Annotated in this window: 16 protein-coding genes; 7 read left to right on the forward strand and 9 right to left on the reverse strand. The window is 38.1% G+C overall.

The features are described from left to right. Positions 1-172 precede the first annotated feature (172 nt). Together ACFQ3N_RS17625 and ACFQ3N_RS17630 are read left to right on the forward strand one after the other, a co-directional pair. Positions 173-673 (forward strand): DUF3231 family protein, encoded by a 501-nt coding sequence (locus tag ACFQ3N_RS17625; protein WP_390364052.1) that lies wholly within the window; start codon positions 173-175, stop codon positions 671-673. A 48-nt stretch (positions 674-721) separates the two neighbouring features. Then, on the forward strand, positions 722-1,939 hold the full coding sequence (locus tag ACFQ3N_RS17630; RefSeq protein ID WP_390364198.1) for an MFS transporter: 1,218 nt from the start codon (positions 722-724) through the stop codon (positions 1,937-1,939). Between the two features lie 5 nt (positions 1,940-1,944). On the opposite strand, the gene ACFQ3N_RS17635 is transcribed toward ACFQ3N_RS17630, so the two are convergent. Then, positions 1,945-2,559 carry a YitT family protein gene (locus ACFQ3N_RS17635; protein ID WP_390364054.1) on the reverse strand — a complete coding sequence of 205 codons (615 nt, stop codon included), beginning with the start codon at positions 2,557-2,559 and terminating at the stop codon, positions 1,945-1,947. A 183-nt stretch (positions 2,560-2,742) separates the two neighbouring features. Between ACFQ3N_RS17635 and ACFQ3N_RS17640 the strand changes: the two genes are divergently transcribed. Further along, positions 2,743-3,999 carry a DNA polymerase IV gene (locus ACFQ3N_RS17640; RefSeq protein WP_390364056.1) on the forward strand — a complete coding sequence of 419 codons (1,257 nt, stop codon included), beginning with the start codon at positions 2,743-2,745 and terminating at the stop codon, positions 3,997-3,999. 287 nt (positions 4,000-4,286) lie between these two features. Here ACFQ3N_RS17640 and ACFQ3N_RS17645 read toward each other — a convergent pair whose 3' ends face one another. The 8 genes from ACFQ3N_RS17645 to ACFQ3N_RS17680 all read right to left on the reverse strand — a co-directional run bounded on the left by ACFQ3N_RS17645 (position 4,287) and on the right by ACFQ3N_RS17680 (position 14,333). Continuing rightward, entirely contained in the window at positions 4,287-5,531 is a 1,245-nt protein-coding gene (locus ACFQ3N_RS17645) for a metal-dependent hydrolase family protein (RefSeq protein WP_390364058.1), read from the reverse strand. Positions 5,532-5,546: 15 nt separating this feature from the next. After that, on the reverse strand, positions 5,547-6,713 hold the full coding sequence (locus ACFQ3N_RS17650) for a hypothetical protein (protein WP_390364060.1): 1,167 nt from the start codon (positions 6,711-6,713) through the stop codon (positions 5,547-5,549). Between the two features lie 838 nt (positions 6,714-7,551). After that, entirely contained in the window at positions 7,552-10,308 is a 2,757-nt protein-coding gene (locus ACFQ3N_RS17655) for a UPF0182 family membrane protein (RefSeq protein WP_390364062.1), read from the reverse strand. Positions 10,309-10,644: 336 nt separating this feature from the next. Continuing rightward, the gene (locus tag ACFQ3N_RS17660; RefSeq protein WP_390364064.1) at positions 10,645-11,208 is read right to left on the reverse strand and encodes a helix-turn-helix domain-containing protein; all 564 of its coding nucleotides are present in this window, start codon (positions 11,206-11,208) and stop codon (positions 10,645-10,647) included. A gap of 91 nt (positions 11,209-11,299) precedes the next feature. Continuing rightward, positions 11,300-12,205: a hydroxymethylglutaryl-CoA lyase gene (locus ACFQ3N_RS17665; RefSeq protein WP_390364066.1), complete on the reverse strand. Its 906-nt coding sequence runs from the start codon at positions 12,203-12,205 to the stop codon at positions 11,300-11,302. Between the two features lie 255 nt (positions 12,206-12,460). Next, on the reverse strand, positions 12,461-12,859 hold the full coding sequence (locus tag ACFQ3N_RS17670; RefSeq protein ID WP_390364068.1) for a VOC family protein: 399 nt from the start codon (positions 12,857-12,859) through the stop codon (positions 12,461-12,463). Positions 12,860-12,885: 26 nt separating this feature from the next. Then, positions 12,886-13,644 (reverse strand): phosphosulfolactate synthase, encoded by a 759-nt coding sequence (locus ACFQ3N_RS17675; protein ID WP_390364070.1) that lies wholly within the window; start codon positions 13,642-13,644, stop codon positions 12,886-12,888. After that, complete coding sequence (locus tag ACFQ3N_RS17680) at positions 13,641-14,333, reverse strand: 2-phosphosulfolactate phosphatase (RefSeq protein WP_390364072.1); 693 nt, start codon at positions 14,331-14,333, stop codon at positions 13,641-13,643. The genes ACFQ3N_RS17675 and ACFQ3N_RS17680 overlap by 4 nt, the downstream gene beginning before the upstream one ends. Positions 14,334-15,028: 695 nt before the next feature. Here ACFQ3N_RS17680 and ACFQ3N_RS17685 point away from each other — a divergent pair. Genes ACFQ3N_RS17685 through cysC form a run of 4 tightly spaced genes read left to right on the forward strand, consistent with a single transcriptional unit; the run spans position 15,029 to position 18,591 of the window. Continuing rightward, positions 15,029-15,739 carry a phosphoadenylyl-sulfate reductase gene (locus ACFQ3N_RS17685; protein WP_390364074.1) on the forward strand — a complete coding sequence of 237 codons (711 nt, stop codon included), beginning with the start codon at positions 15,029-15,031 and terminating at the stop codon, positions 15,737-15,739. Positions 15,740-15,754: 15 nt separating this feature from the next. Beyond that, positions 15,755-16,831 carry an inorganic phosphate transporter gene (locus ACFQ3N_RS17690; protein WP_390364076.1) on the forward strand — a complete coding sequence of 359 codons (1,077 nt, stop codon included), beginning with the start codon at positions 15,755-15,757 and terminating at the stop codon, positions 16,829-16,831. Positions 16,832-16,837: 6 nt separating this feature from the next. Further along, on the forward strand, positions 16,838-17,998 hold the full coding sequence (gene sat, locus ACFQ3N_RS17695) for a sulfate adenylyltransferase (protein WP_390364200.1): 1,161 nt from the start codon (positions 16,838-16,840) through the stop codon (positions 17,996-17,998). Next, positions 17,995-18,591, forward strand: coding sequence for an adenylyl-sulfate kinase (cysC, locus tag ACFQ3N_RS17700; RefSeq protein WP_390364078.1), 597 nt, complete (start codon positions 17,995-17,997; stop codon positions 18,589-18,591). The genes sat and cysC overlap by 4 nt, the downstream gene beginning before the upstream one ends. Positions 18,592-18,599 lie beyond the last annotated feature (8 nt).

The raw sequence follows: 18,599 nt of genomic DNA on the forward strand, positions 1-18,599 counted from the left end.
GAAGTGTATTTCCAGAGCGAATAACAGCACCAACCATCATCTCAAGTTACTTCGCATTATATATCTATTGTGACAAAAACAACAATCTTCAGGAAACAGTCTATTCTTTTTATGAATGGCATATTTTTTGACTTCCTTGGGAAACTATACGGAAAAAAGGGGGTTATTTTTTTTGGGCATTTTAGATGGTAAACAACAAGAAGAACCGTTTCATTCTGGAGAGGTTTTCCATCTCTGGTCTTACTTATACAGCGTGAAAGCAACGTTAGTAACTTTACAGGTCTTAACTAATCATACAGGTGATCATGATTTAAAAGCATTCTTGGAAGATCTCTTAGAAAATACATTTACCCAAGAAGAACAACAGGTGGAAACTATTTTAAAGGAAACCGGTATCCGCCTCCCACCTGCACCTCCTGATCGACCAAATGTAGAACTACAGGACATCCCCGCTGGAGCTCGGTTTAACGACCCGGAAATTGCTGGACTGGTTCAAAAGGAATTAATGACAGGACGAATTTTGTGTAGCTATATAATGGGAATTTCGATTCGGAAAGATATCGGAACTTTGTTTGGCGAATTCCATATTCAAAAAGCGGAGTATGAAGCTAAACTTCTAACAATCACAAAAGATAAAGGCTGGATTGTATCTCCGCCAATCAACATAAAATAGTTATTATATATTTCGGGAGTTGAGAAAGTGCCAGCAAATAAAAAGAGTATGACAATAGCCGCAATAGGTTCCATTCCGCTCATCATGACACTAGGAAATTCCATGCTGATTCCGATCTTTCCTGCGATGAAATCTGCATTAAAGTTATCTCAAATGCAAGTAAGTCTAACTATTACTGTTTTCTCGATAGCAGGAGCTATTTTCATTCCCATCGTTGGATACCTTTCTGATCGGTTTTCAAGAAAGATCATTATTATTCCATCACTTATTTTGTTTGGACTAGGCGGTCTGCTTGCAGGACTTGCTGCTGCCATGTTTTCCAATTCGTATGTATGGATTCTAATAGGAAGAGCGATACAAGGCATTGGTGCAGCGGGGACTGCCCCTATTGCCATGGCACTAACTGGGGATTTATTTAAAGGAGGCGAACAAAGTCGGGTCCTTGGTATATTTGAAGCATCAAACGGGTTAGGTAAAGTTATATCACCCATATTGGGCGCCATTTTAGGGGTAATCGTTTGGTATTCTGTTTTTCTTGCTTTCCCAGTAATTTGTCTTGTTTCACTTCTATTAGTCTGGATCTTCATTAAAGAAAAAAGCAATCGTCAAGCCCCTCCCCCCTTCCGTAAATATGTCCGTGGCTTGTTAGGTGTTTTTAAGCATGAAGGAAGATGGCTTTTTACTACGTATCTTGCTGGAGGGACATGTTTATTCACACTTTTTGGCATTCTTTTCTTTTTATCAGATATGCTCGAAGTAAAGCATGATATTAAGGGAGTATTAAAAGGAGTTATTTTAGCCATTCCTTTACTTGTTATGGTAACAACCTCCTATTTGACCGGAAGTAAAATAGGAAAGAATCTAGAACGAATGAAACGAATTGTCGTCATCGGATTTGTGCTCATGACTATTTCCTATGGCACACTCGTTTTTTTTGAAAAACTCATTCCTTTTCTTATCGTGCTTGCGATTAGTAGCGTTGGTGCAGGTCTCATATTACCTTGTGTAAACAGTATCATAACAGGAGCAGTTGGAAAGGAGCGAAGAGGATTTGTTACATCTTTATATGGTTCTGTCCGATTTCTCGGTGTTGCAGTTGGGCCACCTATCTTCTCTCGCTTAATGGATTGGTCACGGAATGGAATGTTTTTATCTATCGCTGCATTTACCCTGCTTGTTGGTCTCTTGGTTTTACTCTTAATCCGTGTAAAAGGAAAAGATGGTAAAGAAAATAAAAAAACCGCTGTTCGTTATAAATATATATAAAGGATTTATGTTTTTTTACGCCAACCTAGTGTGTAAGGCTGATAACTATCAATACGGCATATAATATCAACTACAGTCGTGGAAATCCATTGACTTACGAGAGCAAAAAAGAAGATTTCCCAGCTTATGATTGCTGCTGTTGTAAGAAAAATAAAGCAATTAATGATGAACAATGGTTTGCCAGGTAAAATATTTCTTCCATGTGAAATTATAAAAGCAATAACACCAACGCCACCATTAGATACCCCCTGACGCATTAGAATTCCAATCCCTGTCCCAAGGAAAACAGAACCAACAACCAAATCAAATAGAAGATTTCTATACGGGATGGAAAAGATGCTTGCGAAAAATGTAACGGATAAAGAAGTCACTGTAATGCCCATAATCGTCCATAACGTAAATCGCTTACCAATATATTTTACCGCTAGCATCAACATGGTAAAATTTACAATCCAAAGAGAGAGTCCCATACTAATGTGAAAGCCGTGATTAATTAATATCGCTATCCCCCCTGCACCTCCGGATGGAATTGACTGTGGAAACAGAAACAACCCCATTCCAAACCCTTGAAATGCTCCTCCTACTAGCACTAGTCCACCTTTAGTTATAAATTGTTTCATGGAATCCCCCTTATTCGGACCAGTAAATCTTCGCTGTTTTTTAGTTTGGACAACTCTCCCTCCTAATGCTTATTCGACCCTTGTCCTAATCATGCTTAATTACATTACAATTAATTTCCATTGATAATTTACATATATCTACATATAATAGGAACATACGTTCTATTTTGGTGGTGAATTTTGATGGACTATTCAGCTTATCCCCGTAACGATGTGCTTTGTATTGATATGCGTTCTTTCTATGCAAGTGTGGAAGCCGTTAAATTAGGATTGGATCCGATGAAAACGTTATTAGCAGTCGTAGGAGATCCAAATCGGTCAGGCAGCATTGTTTTAGCTGCATCCCCAGCCTTAAAACAAAAACATGGTATCAGCAATGTTAGTCGTTTTTTCGAATTGCCAAATGACCCGAAAATCCATATCGTTTCAGCACACATGGCTGACTATCTTCATGTTTCTGTTGAAATCACAAAGCTAATCAATCAGTACGTACCAAAAGAAGCCATTCATCCATATTCTGTCGATGAAGTCTGGGTAACCGTAAATGGATTGGAAAAGCTTTTTGGAGACCGCTGGCAGGTAGCTAGGAAAATCCAGCAAGACATCCTGGACAGTTTTGGGATTACGAGCGCTATAGGAATTGGTGATAATAAATTTCTCGCAAAAGTAGTCATGGATTTGCATGCAAAAAAAGCAGATAGTGGAATTGTGGAATGCCATTATGAGGATGTTGAGGAAAAGCTTTGGCCATTTCCTGTCGAAGTTATTTGGGGTATTGGTAGCAGAATGAAACATAATCTTAATCGAATGGGAATCATCACACTCGGGCAAATTGCCAGATTTAAACTAGATCATCTAAAAAAACGATTTGGCATTATGGGTGAGCAATTGTATTGGCACGCATGGGGAATTGATTTAAGTCCTGTTTTCGGTGACTTCACTAAAACAGAACAAAAGGGATTTGGTCATGGAATATCTTTGTTACGTGACTATTCCAAAGAGGAAGTCGCTATTTGTATTCTTGATCTCTGTGAAGAAGTATGCCGCCGTGCTCGCGGCGCAAACATGACTGGCAAAACCATTCATCTCGGGATCGGTTACTCTCAGGAAACAGGAGGCGGATTCTCACGTTCCAAGTCAATTGCCATTCCCACCAATGTAACAATGGATATGCATGAGGTATGTATGCAGCTATTTCAAAAATTCTATGATGGAGAAAGTGATATCAGACGTGTATATGTCACCTTGGATAATTTATTTGAAAAAGGAGAAACACAATTAGATTTATTTGAGGATCGATCAAAGAAAAACGACATCGGTTATGTAATGGATGCCATCCGTAACAAATATGGATCAAACGCCATTTTACGAGCTAGTAGTTATACAGATGCAGGAATCACATTAGAACGAAGCAAAAAAATTGGTGGGCATAAAGCATGATCAAAAATAAGAAAAGTGCTCCGTTATGATAGAGCACTTTTTCAACATATTTAAGTATGACTGTTTTCGCTTGCATTATTGCTTTTTTTATCTTCATAGTTGATACATAATGCGATGTAACTTGAAAACACGATCAGTGCTCTGCTACCGTTGCGGAGAAATACTACGCTTTCTGCGGGCTCGCAGCGGAAATCAACCTGGCCGATACGTCGCATAATATATCTATTCTCTCATAAGCAACAATTTTTACGAAAACAGCCTTAAGTATTAATTAACTAAATAATATCTTAAACAAGGGTATTCTTTTCTACTTTACCATTTTTGACAACAACCTGAATGGTATCATTGTCTGCAAGCGAGTATATATCCTCTAGTGGATTACCTTTTACGATAATCAGGTCTGCAAGCTTGCCTTGTTCTAGCGTTCCTACTTTATCTTCCCAGCCTAAACATTCAGCTGCCGTTTTAGTGGAAGCTACAATCGTTTCCATTGGAGTCATGCCACCATCTGCCATTAATCCAAGCTCTCTAAGATTGGTACCATGTTTCATAACACCCGCATCGGTTCCCATCGCAATTTTGACACCAGCTTTATAAGCTTTTGTGAAGCTTTCTCTATGTTGTTCAATAACTTCTTTTGATTTTTCTACCGCAGAATCGGGCATTCCTTTTTCATCTGCTGTTTCCAATACAGCAACCGGTGCAAGTAAAGTAGGTACTAAATAGGTACCATTTTCAATCATTAATTCAATTGTCTCATCATCCAAAAAGATACCATGTTCAATAGAATGTATACCTGCTCTCACCGCATTTTTAATTCCTTCAGCACCTTGGGCGTGGGCCATCACCTTAACGCCTTTTCTGAATTGGCCTTCTTCCACAATTGCTTTTAGTTCATCCGGTGAAAATTGAGTAAATTCAGGATGGTCAGTAGCACTTAACACCCCACCCGTAGCATGAACTTTAATAACTTCAGCACCAGCACGCAGCATTTCACGTGTCTTTTTACGTACTTCTGCTACACCATCACATTTACCACTAGGCATTCCCGGATAGTCCGAATCCAATAGGTCGACAGTATTACCAGAAACCGTATAGCCATCACCATGGCCTCCTGTAATGGTTAATGCATTAATACTCAATTGCAATCTAGGCCCAGAAATCAAGCCTTCTTTTATTGCTTTTTTCACACCCAAATCTGTACCAAGTGCATCCCGTACCGATGTAATACCTGCATGCAGTGTGTTCTCTAGATACTTAGCTGCCTGGTAATACTTGAATGAAAATGGTGTTTCCAATCGCTGAGAAACTGGTGAAAATTCCATCATCATATGAACGTGCGTATCAATAATACCTGGAAGAATCGTACCACCTTGTGCATCTACTACTGACTCTTCTCCAGTTGCTAGGTAATCATTTTCAGCACCCACATAAACGATACGACTACCATCGACAACAACAATAGAACCTTTTTCCGGTTCACCCCCATTACCATCAACCAATAAACCATTTTTCACGATCTTTTTTGCCACTTTGAGTTCCTCCCTTTACAACGTTTGAATTAATATTCCGGCAACTACAACAGAAGCTACTGTAACAGTAGTAAAACCTCCTATTAACATAGGTGCCAACAACTCGTTGAATATTTTTTTCTCTTCTTCTTCATTTCTGGCTACACTTCTGCTAACTTCCTCACAAAGGATATAATCCCCCGGAAAGCCGAACAGAGCTGTTAAAGCTACAGGCATTCCTTTAAATGGATGCCACTTGAGTAACCTGGATACGATATACCCACCTAATGTAATGCCAAATGTTCCAAGAATTAAAATGAATAGAATACTAGGCAAATTACTTACTACATCCTGAGGTGTTACATCAGCCATCGTTCCTATTACTACAAATATAATAGCAATCATGATAATAGTAAATGAATTAGCTCTCTCTAGTGAGCGAGACTCAAACAGACCTAATCTCAGACCGATAATACCAATTAGTAAGCACCATATACTGAAATCAATTGGTGTTACATCACCAAGCGCTGTTCCAATAGAAGCTCCTACAAATACATAAAATAATTTCAAAGTCATACTAGCTCTTAGTGGACTGGCTTTGTGATTTTCATCCTTCACTTCACCCTCACTTGGACTAGCCATTGGGACAAATGTATTATCATCCATTTCTTTCTGCATTTTAAATGCATATCTTCTCATGAAATTTAAAGCTAACGGCATCCCCATTACGCCTTGAAAAGCAACAATTAAAGCAGGAATCACAATAATACTGGACATACCAATTTCCGTTAATTTTTCGGAAGTAATAAGTAATGCAATAATTCCACCGCTAATTGGGCCTACTCCGGCAACTGCTGTTGCATAATCAAAGATCTTTGGAATAATACCCAAAATTAAAATACCTGATACGGCAATACCGCCTAATGCAATCAATGCCGCTTTCCATTGAGTTTTAAGCATGGAGAAGGGAATCATTGTACCCATGTGTACGATTGCTGGACCGACAAGAACTGCTCCTAATGCTGCAAACGTAGATCTGTCTAAAATGTCTTCTGGATAAATACCTGTCCAAACCATAACCAGAAAACCTACCATTGCTGTAAGAAGCATTGGAATTCTAGCCCTGGATATGATGGATAGCCATTCTCCTAGTGCGATTAATGCAAAAATTAATACTGTAGCTATAAGTGGATTACTTAGCATGACAATCCCTCCCCTTCAAATAATTCTCAATAATATAACACCTTAAATATAACTTGTCTATACCGTTATTTTAGACTATTTTACAAAGTGGAAATGTTTGTAGTAGCTGTATTGTATATAGTCAGAAAATTGGTCAAATGGTTAACTGCTACACCTCAATAAAGAAAACGGTTACTATTTTTATATTAAGTGATTACTATTTTTTTGCAGGAGGAAATAATTTCAAATAAAAAAATTTAAATTTTTTTCTCATCAAAAAAACGCTCCAATTTCCGACGGGTTCCGTTCCCTATCACAAAACTCAAAATTACACTATGAAATGCATACCTAATTGCAATGGATCTGTAGTTAAAAGTAAAAAAATCTCAGTTCCATTAACTGAGATTTTTCTTGAATTTATTTTCAATTGCTTACACCCGTTAATTAAATAGAAATTACACTGCTTGAACATAAGACAGCCTATCTTTTTTGAGGACTCATTGGATCTTATTTCCTTTCATTATGTATAATTATCGCTGTTGCCGGACTCAGAAGACCTTATTTGTAACAGTTCTAGGAGTTATAGCTGTTTTTTTATGCAATAAGATCCCCTGAGTCCGCTTGGCCTTAAAAATCACTGTTTTGGACACGAATAAGGGCACTGAGGTCCGCTTAAAATTCGTTCGTCTATTATCTACCTCGTTTACACAAGAAGCGACTGCTCTTCCTGAGCAATCACACCAACAAAAAATGACCATCAAATTAGCATACAATTTGATGGTCATTTTACATTACACTTTTAATGTTTGTGATAGGTAACGGAACCCGTTATCCCATTTCGGAACACTTTTTTGCTAAACTATTCTAATTCACTTAAACGACTTTCAATTTCTGACATTATTTCTCCAGCTCGTTCCCATTCTCCGTCAGAAAGAGCATTCTGATAAGAACTAAATAAATCGGAAAGCTCCTGCAGAGATTCTTCTGCATTTAAAATCGGCTGGGTTGGATCTTCAGGTTCTTCCGTTTCTTCACCAGTTTCTTCATCCGGAATATCTGGAACTGTCAAATCATCATCAATTCGTCCTGCACTTAAATCAATTATCTTTTCAAGTGCTTCATCAAACGTTCTTTCCATGACGATATAATTTTCATAAGCTATTACCACCCGTTGTACTTCAGGCAATGAAGTCGTATTGGATGATTCAATATAAATCGGTTCAACATACATAACCGTATCTTCTATTGGAATAGCCAGTAGATTACCACGTATAACTTGTGAGCCACCTTGCGACCAAAGGTTCAGTTGTTCAGAAATTTCACTGCTCTGATTGATTCTATTTTCAATCTGTTGCGGGCCGTAAACATTTGTCTGTTTTGGAAAACGGTAGACAAATAGCTCACCATAGTTTTCCCCGTCATTACGAACACCCATCCACGAAATCATATTTTGCCGATTGTTTGGTGTGAACGGCGTCATCAGAATAAATTCTTCCTCATCACTTTCAGGTAATTTCATCGTTATATAATAAGGTTCCATTTGAATATCTTCGTTAAAATATTTTTCTGTTGGGATCTGCCAAATATCTTCCCTATTATAGAATACTTCTAGATTATCCATATGATACGTACGATACATATCTGCCTGAATCGAGAATAGATTTTCAGGGTAACGGAAGTGTGCTTGCACATCCTCTGGCACCTCTTCTGTAAATAAATCCGGGAACATATTCTGGTACGTTTGCAGAACTGGATCGTCTGGTTGTACAACATAGTAATCGACTTCACCAGTGTAAGCATCAACAACAACTTTAACTGAGTTTCTAACATAACTGTTGTCTCCTTGATAAGGTTCCGCATAAGGATAACGTTCAGCAGTTAAATAGGCATCAATGATCCAGGCAAGACTTCCATCATCACGAACAAATATATACGGATCGGTATCATAGTCGAAAAATGGTGCGATCCTATTTACGCGATCCATAATGTTTCGTGTAGCTAGTAATTGACTGTCACCTGAGACCTGATCAGATATAAGCATTCGGAAGGAACCTTCATTAAGTGCAAATAGGAGCCTATTTATTCCAGCTAATGGAATACCAGTATCTGCATCAAACCGAGATGATACGTTTTGATCACCTGACGGATAATCAAATTCATCTACCTTACTATTGACAATTACATTCTGAGAATTTTCTTCCCCGAAATAAATCTGTGGCCGTTCAATATCTAATACTCCCTCAGGCGGAAGATCCTCCATCATATATTCCGGTTGTCCTTGTGCAGTTACTTTATTAACATGACTCATAGCTATACCATATCCATGTGTATATCTCAGGTTTTGGTTAACCCATGTTTTTGCTTGGGATGGAAGGTCATTTGTATTTAATTCCCTTGCACCAACAAAAACTTGTTCATAGTTTCCATCAATTTCATACCTGTCGATATCGATATCATTAAATTCATAATACGTACGGAATGTCTGAATTTGATTGTACACTTCCAGTAATGGTCTTACATCATTAATTCGTATATTATCAATTGTCATCTCATTACGTTCTACCATATCCTCATCTAACGAATAGTTACCAGGATGATCTTTCTCCTCAATTTGACCAAGCTCATAAGCATCTCTCGTATAGGATAAGTTATGTTCTAAATAAGGAGTTTCTTTAGAAAATTCATTAGGTGATACGATATAATTCTGTACGACAACAGATGCCAATTGACCGACAATTATCAACGCTACATAGGCAATAATAGGAGTTGCCATTGCCTCTACCCTTCTTCGGTTCAAAGCTATAATCATCCAAACAGTTCCAATTATCGCTGCTGCAGCTAAGACATAAGCCTTAGGAATATTGATAAGCTGATCTGTATAACTTAAACCGTGAACCACACTTTCCTGAAAGATGTTTACCTGATTCGTTAACAATGTATCATATGGATCAAGTAGATGCGTACATGCTAAAAGTAAACCGATAATTCCGAGTGTTACACCCATATGTAACTGGGCTGATCTGCTGGAGCGGTACATATTAAATACAGAATAAGCTCCGATCTCCAGAAGCAAAATAAAAATACTTAAACCCAGTAACAGGTTCACAATAAATTTTAAAAAGGGCAATACAAACACGTAAAAAGAAATATCCAAGTTAAAATACGGGTCTGTTTCACCAAAAGAAGCATGGTTTAATAGTTTTAGTGCAGACTCCCAACCAATCCCCTGTACAACGGAGCTGCCAATAGCTCCAACAAAGATTGCAACAACCGCTATTATAGCAGTGCTCTTTTTACGGCTTAACATAATAGGTGGCAGCTGATGCCCGTCAAAATGACCAAGATATGAGCGCCTGATCCACCAAAGTGTGAAATAAGTAACTACTAAAAATAGTAGAAAGCCGATTACTCCAAGCACTATCTTACTACTAAAAATAGTTATAAATACTTCCCCAAATTCAAGGGAGTTCATCCATATGTAGTCGGTAAACCATTGGGATGCAATTAATCCTACAATTAACAAAAGGATTATAAATCCAATTGCAAAGCCAATTGGCTTCAATCTCTTTTTCCATTTTTTTATCTGTTCTTCCGATACATTTTCACCAAAATCCATGTTTGTCCCCCTACTATTCTTTCATGTTATTCTATACTATGATATCAGATATATAGCTTTCTTTCTTCTCTTACGTACGTTCACGTAAGAATAAAGTTTCAGGTAAGACAAAAAAAGCGCAAGTGCCTTGAAAGACACGACAAGCATAAGCAGGTCGCGTAGTGTGGATGCCTTTGCCACACGGAGTCGAACTGCTTATGTCTCGAGTGTCTAGGCGCTGAAGCTGAACGTGGCTGATTCTGTAAATAAATATACATAACTTTCAAGCTATACATTCATTACTCACAAAAAATCCCGAGTCTTTGATTCTTTCAGACCCAGGTTTCATATCTTACTTTAATACGTGTCTTCTATAAAAATGGTTAATACTTTGGCACCTTTATTATCCACCGGTACAAATAGATGGGGATTTTTGCCCTTAAAATAAGCAGTGTCTCCCTGCTCCATATGACGCTTTTCACCATCATAAAGCAGACTGATTGACCCTTCTAAAATATAGATGAATTCATCCTGAGAATGGGTGTATGGCTCGACACGCTGATTCGTATCTTTCGGTGTTACATGCACAATGGTTGGTTCGATACTGGAAAAACGGGATCTATTTGCAAGTAGTTCAAATGAGTAGCCCATATTCTCATCACCAACTTTGAACTGTCTATCCGTTTTCGCTAGCACCATCAGATCTGTTTCTGGATGGCCATCCAGCACCCAAGAAAGAGGTACATCCAATGACTCGCATATTTTAGAAAGGGTGGCCACTGCTGAAGATGTTTGGCCATTTTCAATTTTAGATAGTAAGCTTTTAGAAATACCACATTCATCTGCTATTTGCTGCTGTGTTTTTTTGTTGCGTAAGCGGGCTTCTTTAAATTTCTGCCCAATGTGTTGTATGTCTATCACAATCTTCCCCTTTCCCCTCCGTACAGTCCAAGTGTTTACTATAATAGAATAGTACGTTAAATCCGTCAAGAATAGGGGTAGGAAATAATAACTATTGCTGAGCTGCTGCGTAAGTCATTGACTTACTTGGTAGGGTCTTTCCCAACTTGCTCTGCATGAAAAAGGCAGCTTTCTGCATGTCACCTTCCTGTATACCTGTTTTAATACCCATGCCATGTAACAGATAAAGCACATCGTTTGTCGCAACGTTGCCAGCTGCACCAGGGGCGTATGGACAGCCTCCAAGCCCTCCTACTGAGCTGTCAAAGCGAGTGATTCCATATTTAAGCGAAGTCAAGATGTTCGCAATTGCCATTCCTCTTGTATCGTGGTAATGCATGATGATTCTTTCTTTTGGATACCTATTTAATATTTCCTCGAGCAATTGTTCTACCTGAGATGGAACGGCAGTCCCAATCGTATCACCCAGCGATACATCATCAACTCCAGCTTTAAATAAATGATCACAAACTTCCATTACTTTTTCTGGTAATATTTTCCCTTCAAATGGACAATCAAACACGGTAGAAATATAACCAGTTACATGCTTACCAGCTTTTTTCGCTTCACCAACTACTTCCCCAAGTACAGGATACGTCTCGGAGATTGTTTTATTAATGTTCTTTTTATTATGCATCTCACTTGCAGACATGAAAATGGATGCACCATCAATACCCGCGTCTAAAGCTAGTTCCAACCCTTTCATGTTCGGGATAAGCGCGGAATAACGGACATTTGGCTTACGCTTAATTCCCTTTCCGACTTCATAAGCATCTGATAATTGTGGAATCCATTTTGGATGAACAAATGATGAATACTCTATTTCTTTTATACCCGAATCAGATAGCATATCAATAAATGCAATCTTATCCTCCGTCGTGACTTGTTTCTTCTCATTTTGCAGACCATCACGAGGTCCAACTTCTTTTATCTGAACAAATTTTGGTCGACTCGCCATCTTTTTCCCCTCCTGTTCGTTATGAAAAAATGAATTAAAAAGCTGAAAAAGATTTCTCGAAAATGAATGCGCTTTCAGTTCGTTAAAAATATATATTTGCTTCTACTATACCTTACCCTATTTTATAGATATTCAATCGTGTTTCCTTTTATTCAACATTGTTGAATATACTATATAATAAATATTCCGAAAATGTCAACTAATACTAGTTGAAGTGTGAAATGGTACCCCAAGTTTTTTGGGGTACCATTTCATTTAATAAACCATGTCAGGATTATGATAGTACTTAAACTCCAGTAAATTGTTTGCTGGATCAACCAGAAAAAATGTCATGTGTTCTTCTTTTTTCCCTTCAAACCGTACCATTGGGGTTTTAAAAAATGAAAGTTCATCACGAATTGCAGATTCTAATGCTTGATCATATTCTCCCTTTTCTAAAAACGTAATACCATAGTGACGAGGGTACATGTTAGGGGCTTCATCTACTTCGTCAGGACTTAAATGACATACGACTTGATCTCCAAAAAAATCAAACGTTACACGGTCATCATATCTTCTAGCAAGCTTGCATCCTAATTTTTCATAAAAATCTACTGTTTCATTTAACTCCTTGCATGGAATTGCCAAATGAAACACTTTATTTGTTTGTCGCATTTTATTCCTCCTCAAAAATTATCCAATTACTGATGAAATGTATCAGATCGCAATCCTAACCGTAACGTCTCTAGTGAAATGACATCTGATAAAGCTATGTTGGCAAGATTAACGTTTGGTCCCACTTGCTGAATAAAAAAGGTTTGCATTTTCTTAGTTGGCGCCTCAAAAATAAGTCTTTCAAAAGGAATACCAGAGTTAGTCAATTGATCAAAGATATCCATCCGAATATCTCCATCTTCGGAGCACATTCCACTCGTGCCGCTCTCTCTTGCTTCGGTAATTACTTTTGTTGCACCAGCCTCGATATCCTCATAAATGTTTGACAGCCATTCAGAAGAATCCTGAATATTTGCCGTTTGAGGGTCTTTGTTACCTACCTCACTAAAAACGGTAAATTCGCGTGAGAAATCGGTAATAAATTTAGCTTTACTATGATTTGAAATAGAAAGTGTTCCATTAGAAATTTCTACATACTTACATTTATATTTTTTACAATACAGATAAAACTTTTCTATTTTATCCTGACTAAGAAATTTTTCAAAAAGTGTACCTCCGAAAAAAAAGTCGATTTCATTATTTTTTAGGTACTCTAATTTCCGTTCCAAATAGGTGGTTACCAGGGAAGTCCCCCATCCAAACTTAATTACGTCAATATAGTCACTGGAACTATCAATTGTATCCATAAATAATTGAAGTGGTGCACCATTATCGATCAATATAGTTAATCCATTTTCTCTGGGTTTCTTCTCCCTGGCAGGCAGTATTAACTCCGTTTCTTTCATACATAGACCCTCACAATCATTGGAATTTCACCAGTCTTACTCACTTTCATAACGAAATCTGAATGAAGTCTTTTTATACAATAAAAAATATCTTCAACTATAAACGCATCATTACTAGTATCAAAAAACTTTTCAGCTACGTGAGATTTCTTTACTCTTTCAATTACATCAGCTTCTGAAACAAGATTGGTATCTTCTATTCTATTTTTTATATACTCCGCACAAGCAAGATCATCATCACCACTCGGATGGGTTGCCATAATCTGAACCAACGTCTCTTTTTCATTAGTCATGTTTTCTCGAATAAAATCAGCCGTTTTTCTGGCATTCGTAAGCCCCGTGACAAATATATGATCAGAGGACAAACTTCTTAACGCCCCCCTTACCCCGTTCGTCGTTTTTAAGACGAGTGTTTTCCCACTAAGGTCCGTTTGCTGGATTCGATATGGAGAGTTTTCTAAATCAAACCCCTTAATCGCTAATCCATCAATTTCTCCTGCTAAAAGATATGTCGGATTTGCTTTCTTGATCAAAATTGCTTGTTCTACCGTTTCGGCAAGAAATATACGCTTTGCTCCTTGTAAAAAGGCATAGTGAGCCACTGTAAATGCTCGAATAACATCAATTACAATCGTGATGTCTGCACGAACTGTCGGGGTATCGCTGCCTTGATCAATCTTTATCTCCATTTTTTTTACTCCTAACGTCAAAGAGGTCAGTTTTTAACTTGAAGGACTGTAAACAACTTACAAAAAGTATATTCGCCCAGTTTATAACTGTTACAACATTACATTACTTTCATCTAGAAGCGCCCGCGCATCGCGGGTGGGTCGACGTTGCCGCCGAAAGCGGCGAAGTTAGTCGATCTTCCAAATCCGTATGAGATTCACTCCAGAGTATAAGATTCACTCTGACTTTCGCCATTATTGGCGAAAAGTCAAGTTCATCTAAAAGGAAACATGCCCCTTCATAGGGGTATGCCGACGTTGGGCCGGGAGCCCGCTTTTAGTCGGCCTTCCTTTCCTAAGCGATTCGATGTTGACTTATCAAGGAGGATCAGGAAGCCCACTAGCAGTACGGGCGCTGGCCGATGAAAACGCCACGTCCTTGAAAAAGAAAAGCACTTTTTCTGCGTGCGATACTTTTTCAGGGAAGCTTTCCTTATCCTGTGGCATCATCGGCACTAGTACGTCCTGTACGTCGGAGCTGGACGTGACTTAAGCAGTAAATAAATTATCCATAGGCTCCTAATTTTATAATTTCCTAGACAACTAAAAATAGGCTCTTTCGCTTTAACAATCTGTGAATGAGTTGAATACATTGACTTTAAGGCAATAGCCCAAAACTATTCTCCTTTTACCAAACTATAAAGTAGGTGAAAAATATGGATGAAAAATTAACCTATAATCATTGGGGTGATCACGTTCATAAGCGACTTAATAATGAATTAAAAGATTTCATGGATGTCCTTAAGTGGGCCTATCGCTTATATCAGGACAAAATCGTTTACGCCTGCAGCTTTGGTGCTGAAGGCATTGTCTTAATCGATCTTATTTACAAGGTTAACCCAACTGCAACAGTAGTCTTTTTAGATACTGACTTACATTTTAGAGAAACCTATTCTCTCATCGAACGAATGAAGCAAAAATATCCAAAGCTTCATATAAAAATGACCGAACCAGCATTGACACTGAATCAGCAGACAGAAAAATATGGTGACAAATTGTGGGAGCATAATCCAAACCTATGTTGTCAAATAAGAAAAACAAAACCCTTGGAACAGGAACTTTCCCATGTAGATGCTTGGATTTCAGGATTAAGACGGGAGCAGTCTATGAGTAGAAAAAACACCAACTATGTCAATAAGGACCATAGGTTTAAGCGAGTGAAAATCTGTCCGCTCATTCACTGGACGTGGGACGATGTCTGGGAATATATAACCTTAAACAACCTACCCTACAACGAACTACATGATAAAAGCTATCCCAGTATCGGTTGTGAAATGTGTACACTCCCCGTTACCAATCAGGAAAACTTTCGATCAGGAAGATGGGCAAATTTTGAAAAAAAAGAGTGTGGACTGCACCAAGCTTAAGTAGGGACTGTTTATATGATAACAACATTACTCGCATGTATGATTGCTTTCTTTTTTGCTATTAATATTGGAGCAAGTGGTGCAGCGGCTTCGATGGGAATTGCATACGGATCTGGGGCAGTAAAACATAAAAAAACAGCTTTACTGATATGTGGGATTGGTGTGTTTCTCGGTGCCGCATTAGGTGGAGAAGAAGTTGTCAGAACAATAGGTTCTGAGATTGTGCCCGAGAGTATTATCTCCATTCATGTAGCCCTCATTATCCTTAGTTCTGCATCTATATCCCTTTTTATCGCCAATCTAAGTGGCATCCCTTTATCTACGAGTGAAGTTACTGTTGGAGCCGTGGTCGGTGTCGGCATCGCTTATCAAGTATTATTTGTAGATACACTGGTCATTATTATCATGTACTGGATCCTCATACCATTCGTTGCATTTCTATTGGCATATATCACAAATAAAGGTATTAAAAAAATCACTGTAAAATACCCTTTTCTTTTAAAAGGAAATTGGTCCAAATGTTTAGGGATAGTAGTTATTTTAACTGGTTTTTTGGAAGCATTTTCAGCAGGGATGAATAATGTTGCAAACTCAGTTGGGCCACTGGTCGCTAGTGGAATCATCACAATTGAACAAGGAACTGTTACTGGTGGATTATTTGTTGCATTAGGAGCCTTTTTCTTAGGTGGAAAAGTAATTGAAACGAATGGTAAAAAATTAACCAATCTAAATTTATTACAGGGAAGTGCTGTCTCAGGAATCGGAGCAACCCTCGTAATGATAGCCTCAGTCTTTGGAATCCCGGTTCCTCACACCCAAGTCACGACGTGTAGTATTTTAGGCGTTGGAGCATCTGATAAGGGAAACGATATTTGGAAAAATGCAATCGTTACAAAAGTAGTGAAAACGTGGGTTATATCCCCATTTTTCTCCCTTGTTATTTCCTATAGTTTAGTAAAACTATTCGCAGACTTTAATGTTTCCAGAGTGGTCGTACTGGTTCTGTTTATAGCTGTTGTGTATATAGCGAGTTTGTGGGTACCCAAACAAAGCCAACACATGTATAAAAGGAAAATGGCAATCAAAAAATAGGAGGTAATAAATATGAATAAACCTCATGGGGGTTTACTAGTTAATAGAGTTGATCAGAATTATAAGATTGATTATAAAAATAAACAAGTGAAATTGGATCGAATCGCTTTAAGTGATCTAGAGTTGCTCGCAATTGGAGCATATAGTCCCCTAACAGGATTTATGGATGAAGGAAATTATCAATCCGTCGTACAATCGATAAGGCTTACCAATGGATTGCCTTGGAGTATTCCAATCACCCTTCCAGTAGATTCAGACACTTCAAACACAATAAAAATTGGGGAAACAGTCAATTTAGTTCATGACTACACAGTATACGGGATAATGACAGTTACAGACATCTTCTCTCCTGATAAAAATGAAGAAGCTAAAAAAATCTACCAAACAAACGATCCGAAACATCCTGGGGTTAGAAAATTATTGGAACGCCCTGACACTTACATGGGTGGACCTATTAAAATGATTAACTATCCAATTAAGGATAAGTTTGAGGAATATTTTTTAGAACCTGCCCAGACAAGAGAAACATTCAAACAGCTCGGATGGGAAACGGTAGTCGGATTTCAAACACGCAATCCCGTTCATCGAGCACACGAATACATTCAAAAATCAGCATTAGAAACCATAGATGGACTATTCCTTCATCCACTAGTCGGGGAAACAAAGACTGGTGATATACCTAGTGAGTTACGAATGGAATGTTATCAGATTTTATTACAAAACTACTATCCCAAGCATCGTGTTCACTTATCTGTTTTTCCAGCGGCCATGAGATATGCTGGTCCCAAAGAAGCAATATTTCATGCATTAGTTCGCAAAAATTATGGTTGCACTCATTTCATCGTTGGCCGTGATCATGCTGGTGTGGGTGATTATTACGGTACTTATGATGCCCAAAAGATATTTCGTGAATTTTCCGAAGAAGAAGTTGGCATAAACATTCTTTGTTTTGAAAACAGTTACTACTGTAACAAATGTGAGAGCATGGGTACTTCTAAAACATGTCCACACGATAAAGAATTCCATGTCTCCCTTTCTGGAACAAAAGTAAGAGCTATGCTACGAGAAGGAAAAATGCCTCCAAAGCAATTTACTAGACCAGAAGTAGCTACCAAACTAATGGAAGGTATGTCCAAAACGCAAATAGAAACGAGGCACGGGTCATGATTCAACAGAATATTGTATGGCATCATACAGTCATTAAGAAAACGGATCGACAAAAATTAAACAACCATAAAAGTTGTGCAATTTGGTTTACCGGATATTCTGGTTCAGGGAAGTCAACAATTGCCAACGAATTGGATTTTCAATTGTATCATTTAGGAATAAGAAGCTATGTGCTTGATGGTGATAATGTTAGACACGGACTCAACAAGGAGCTCGGTTTCAGTCCAAAAGACCGAATAGAAAACATTAGAAGAGTAGGTGAAGTTGCAAAGCTTTTTGTAGACAGTGGTCAAATTGTTGCGACGGCATTTATTTCGCCCTACCGACAAGAACGCAACCAGGTAAGAAATATCTTTGATGAAGATGAATTTATCGAAGTATTTATTAATTGTCCATTGGATGTCTGTGAAATGCGGGACCCAAAAGGGTTATATCAAAAGGCCAGAAAAGGAGAGATTCACGACTTTACTGGAATTGACTCCCCTTATCAAGCTCCAATTGATCCTGACTTAACGATAAATACAGAACAATACCCAGTTACAAAAGCAGCCAATATAATCATTACTTACCTTAAAGATAAAGGGATAATATAAACAATCGC

The sequence above is a fragment of the Virgibacillus byunsanensis genome (assembly GCF_042675965.1).
GTDB lineage: Bacteria > Bacillota > Bacilli > Bacillales > Amphibacillaceae > Virgibacillus_R > Virgibacillus_R byunsanensis.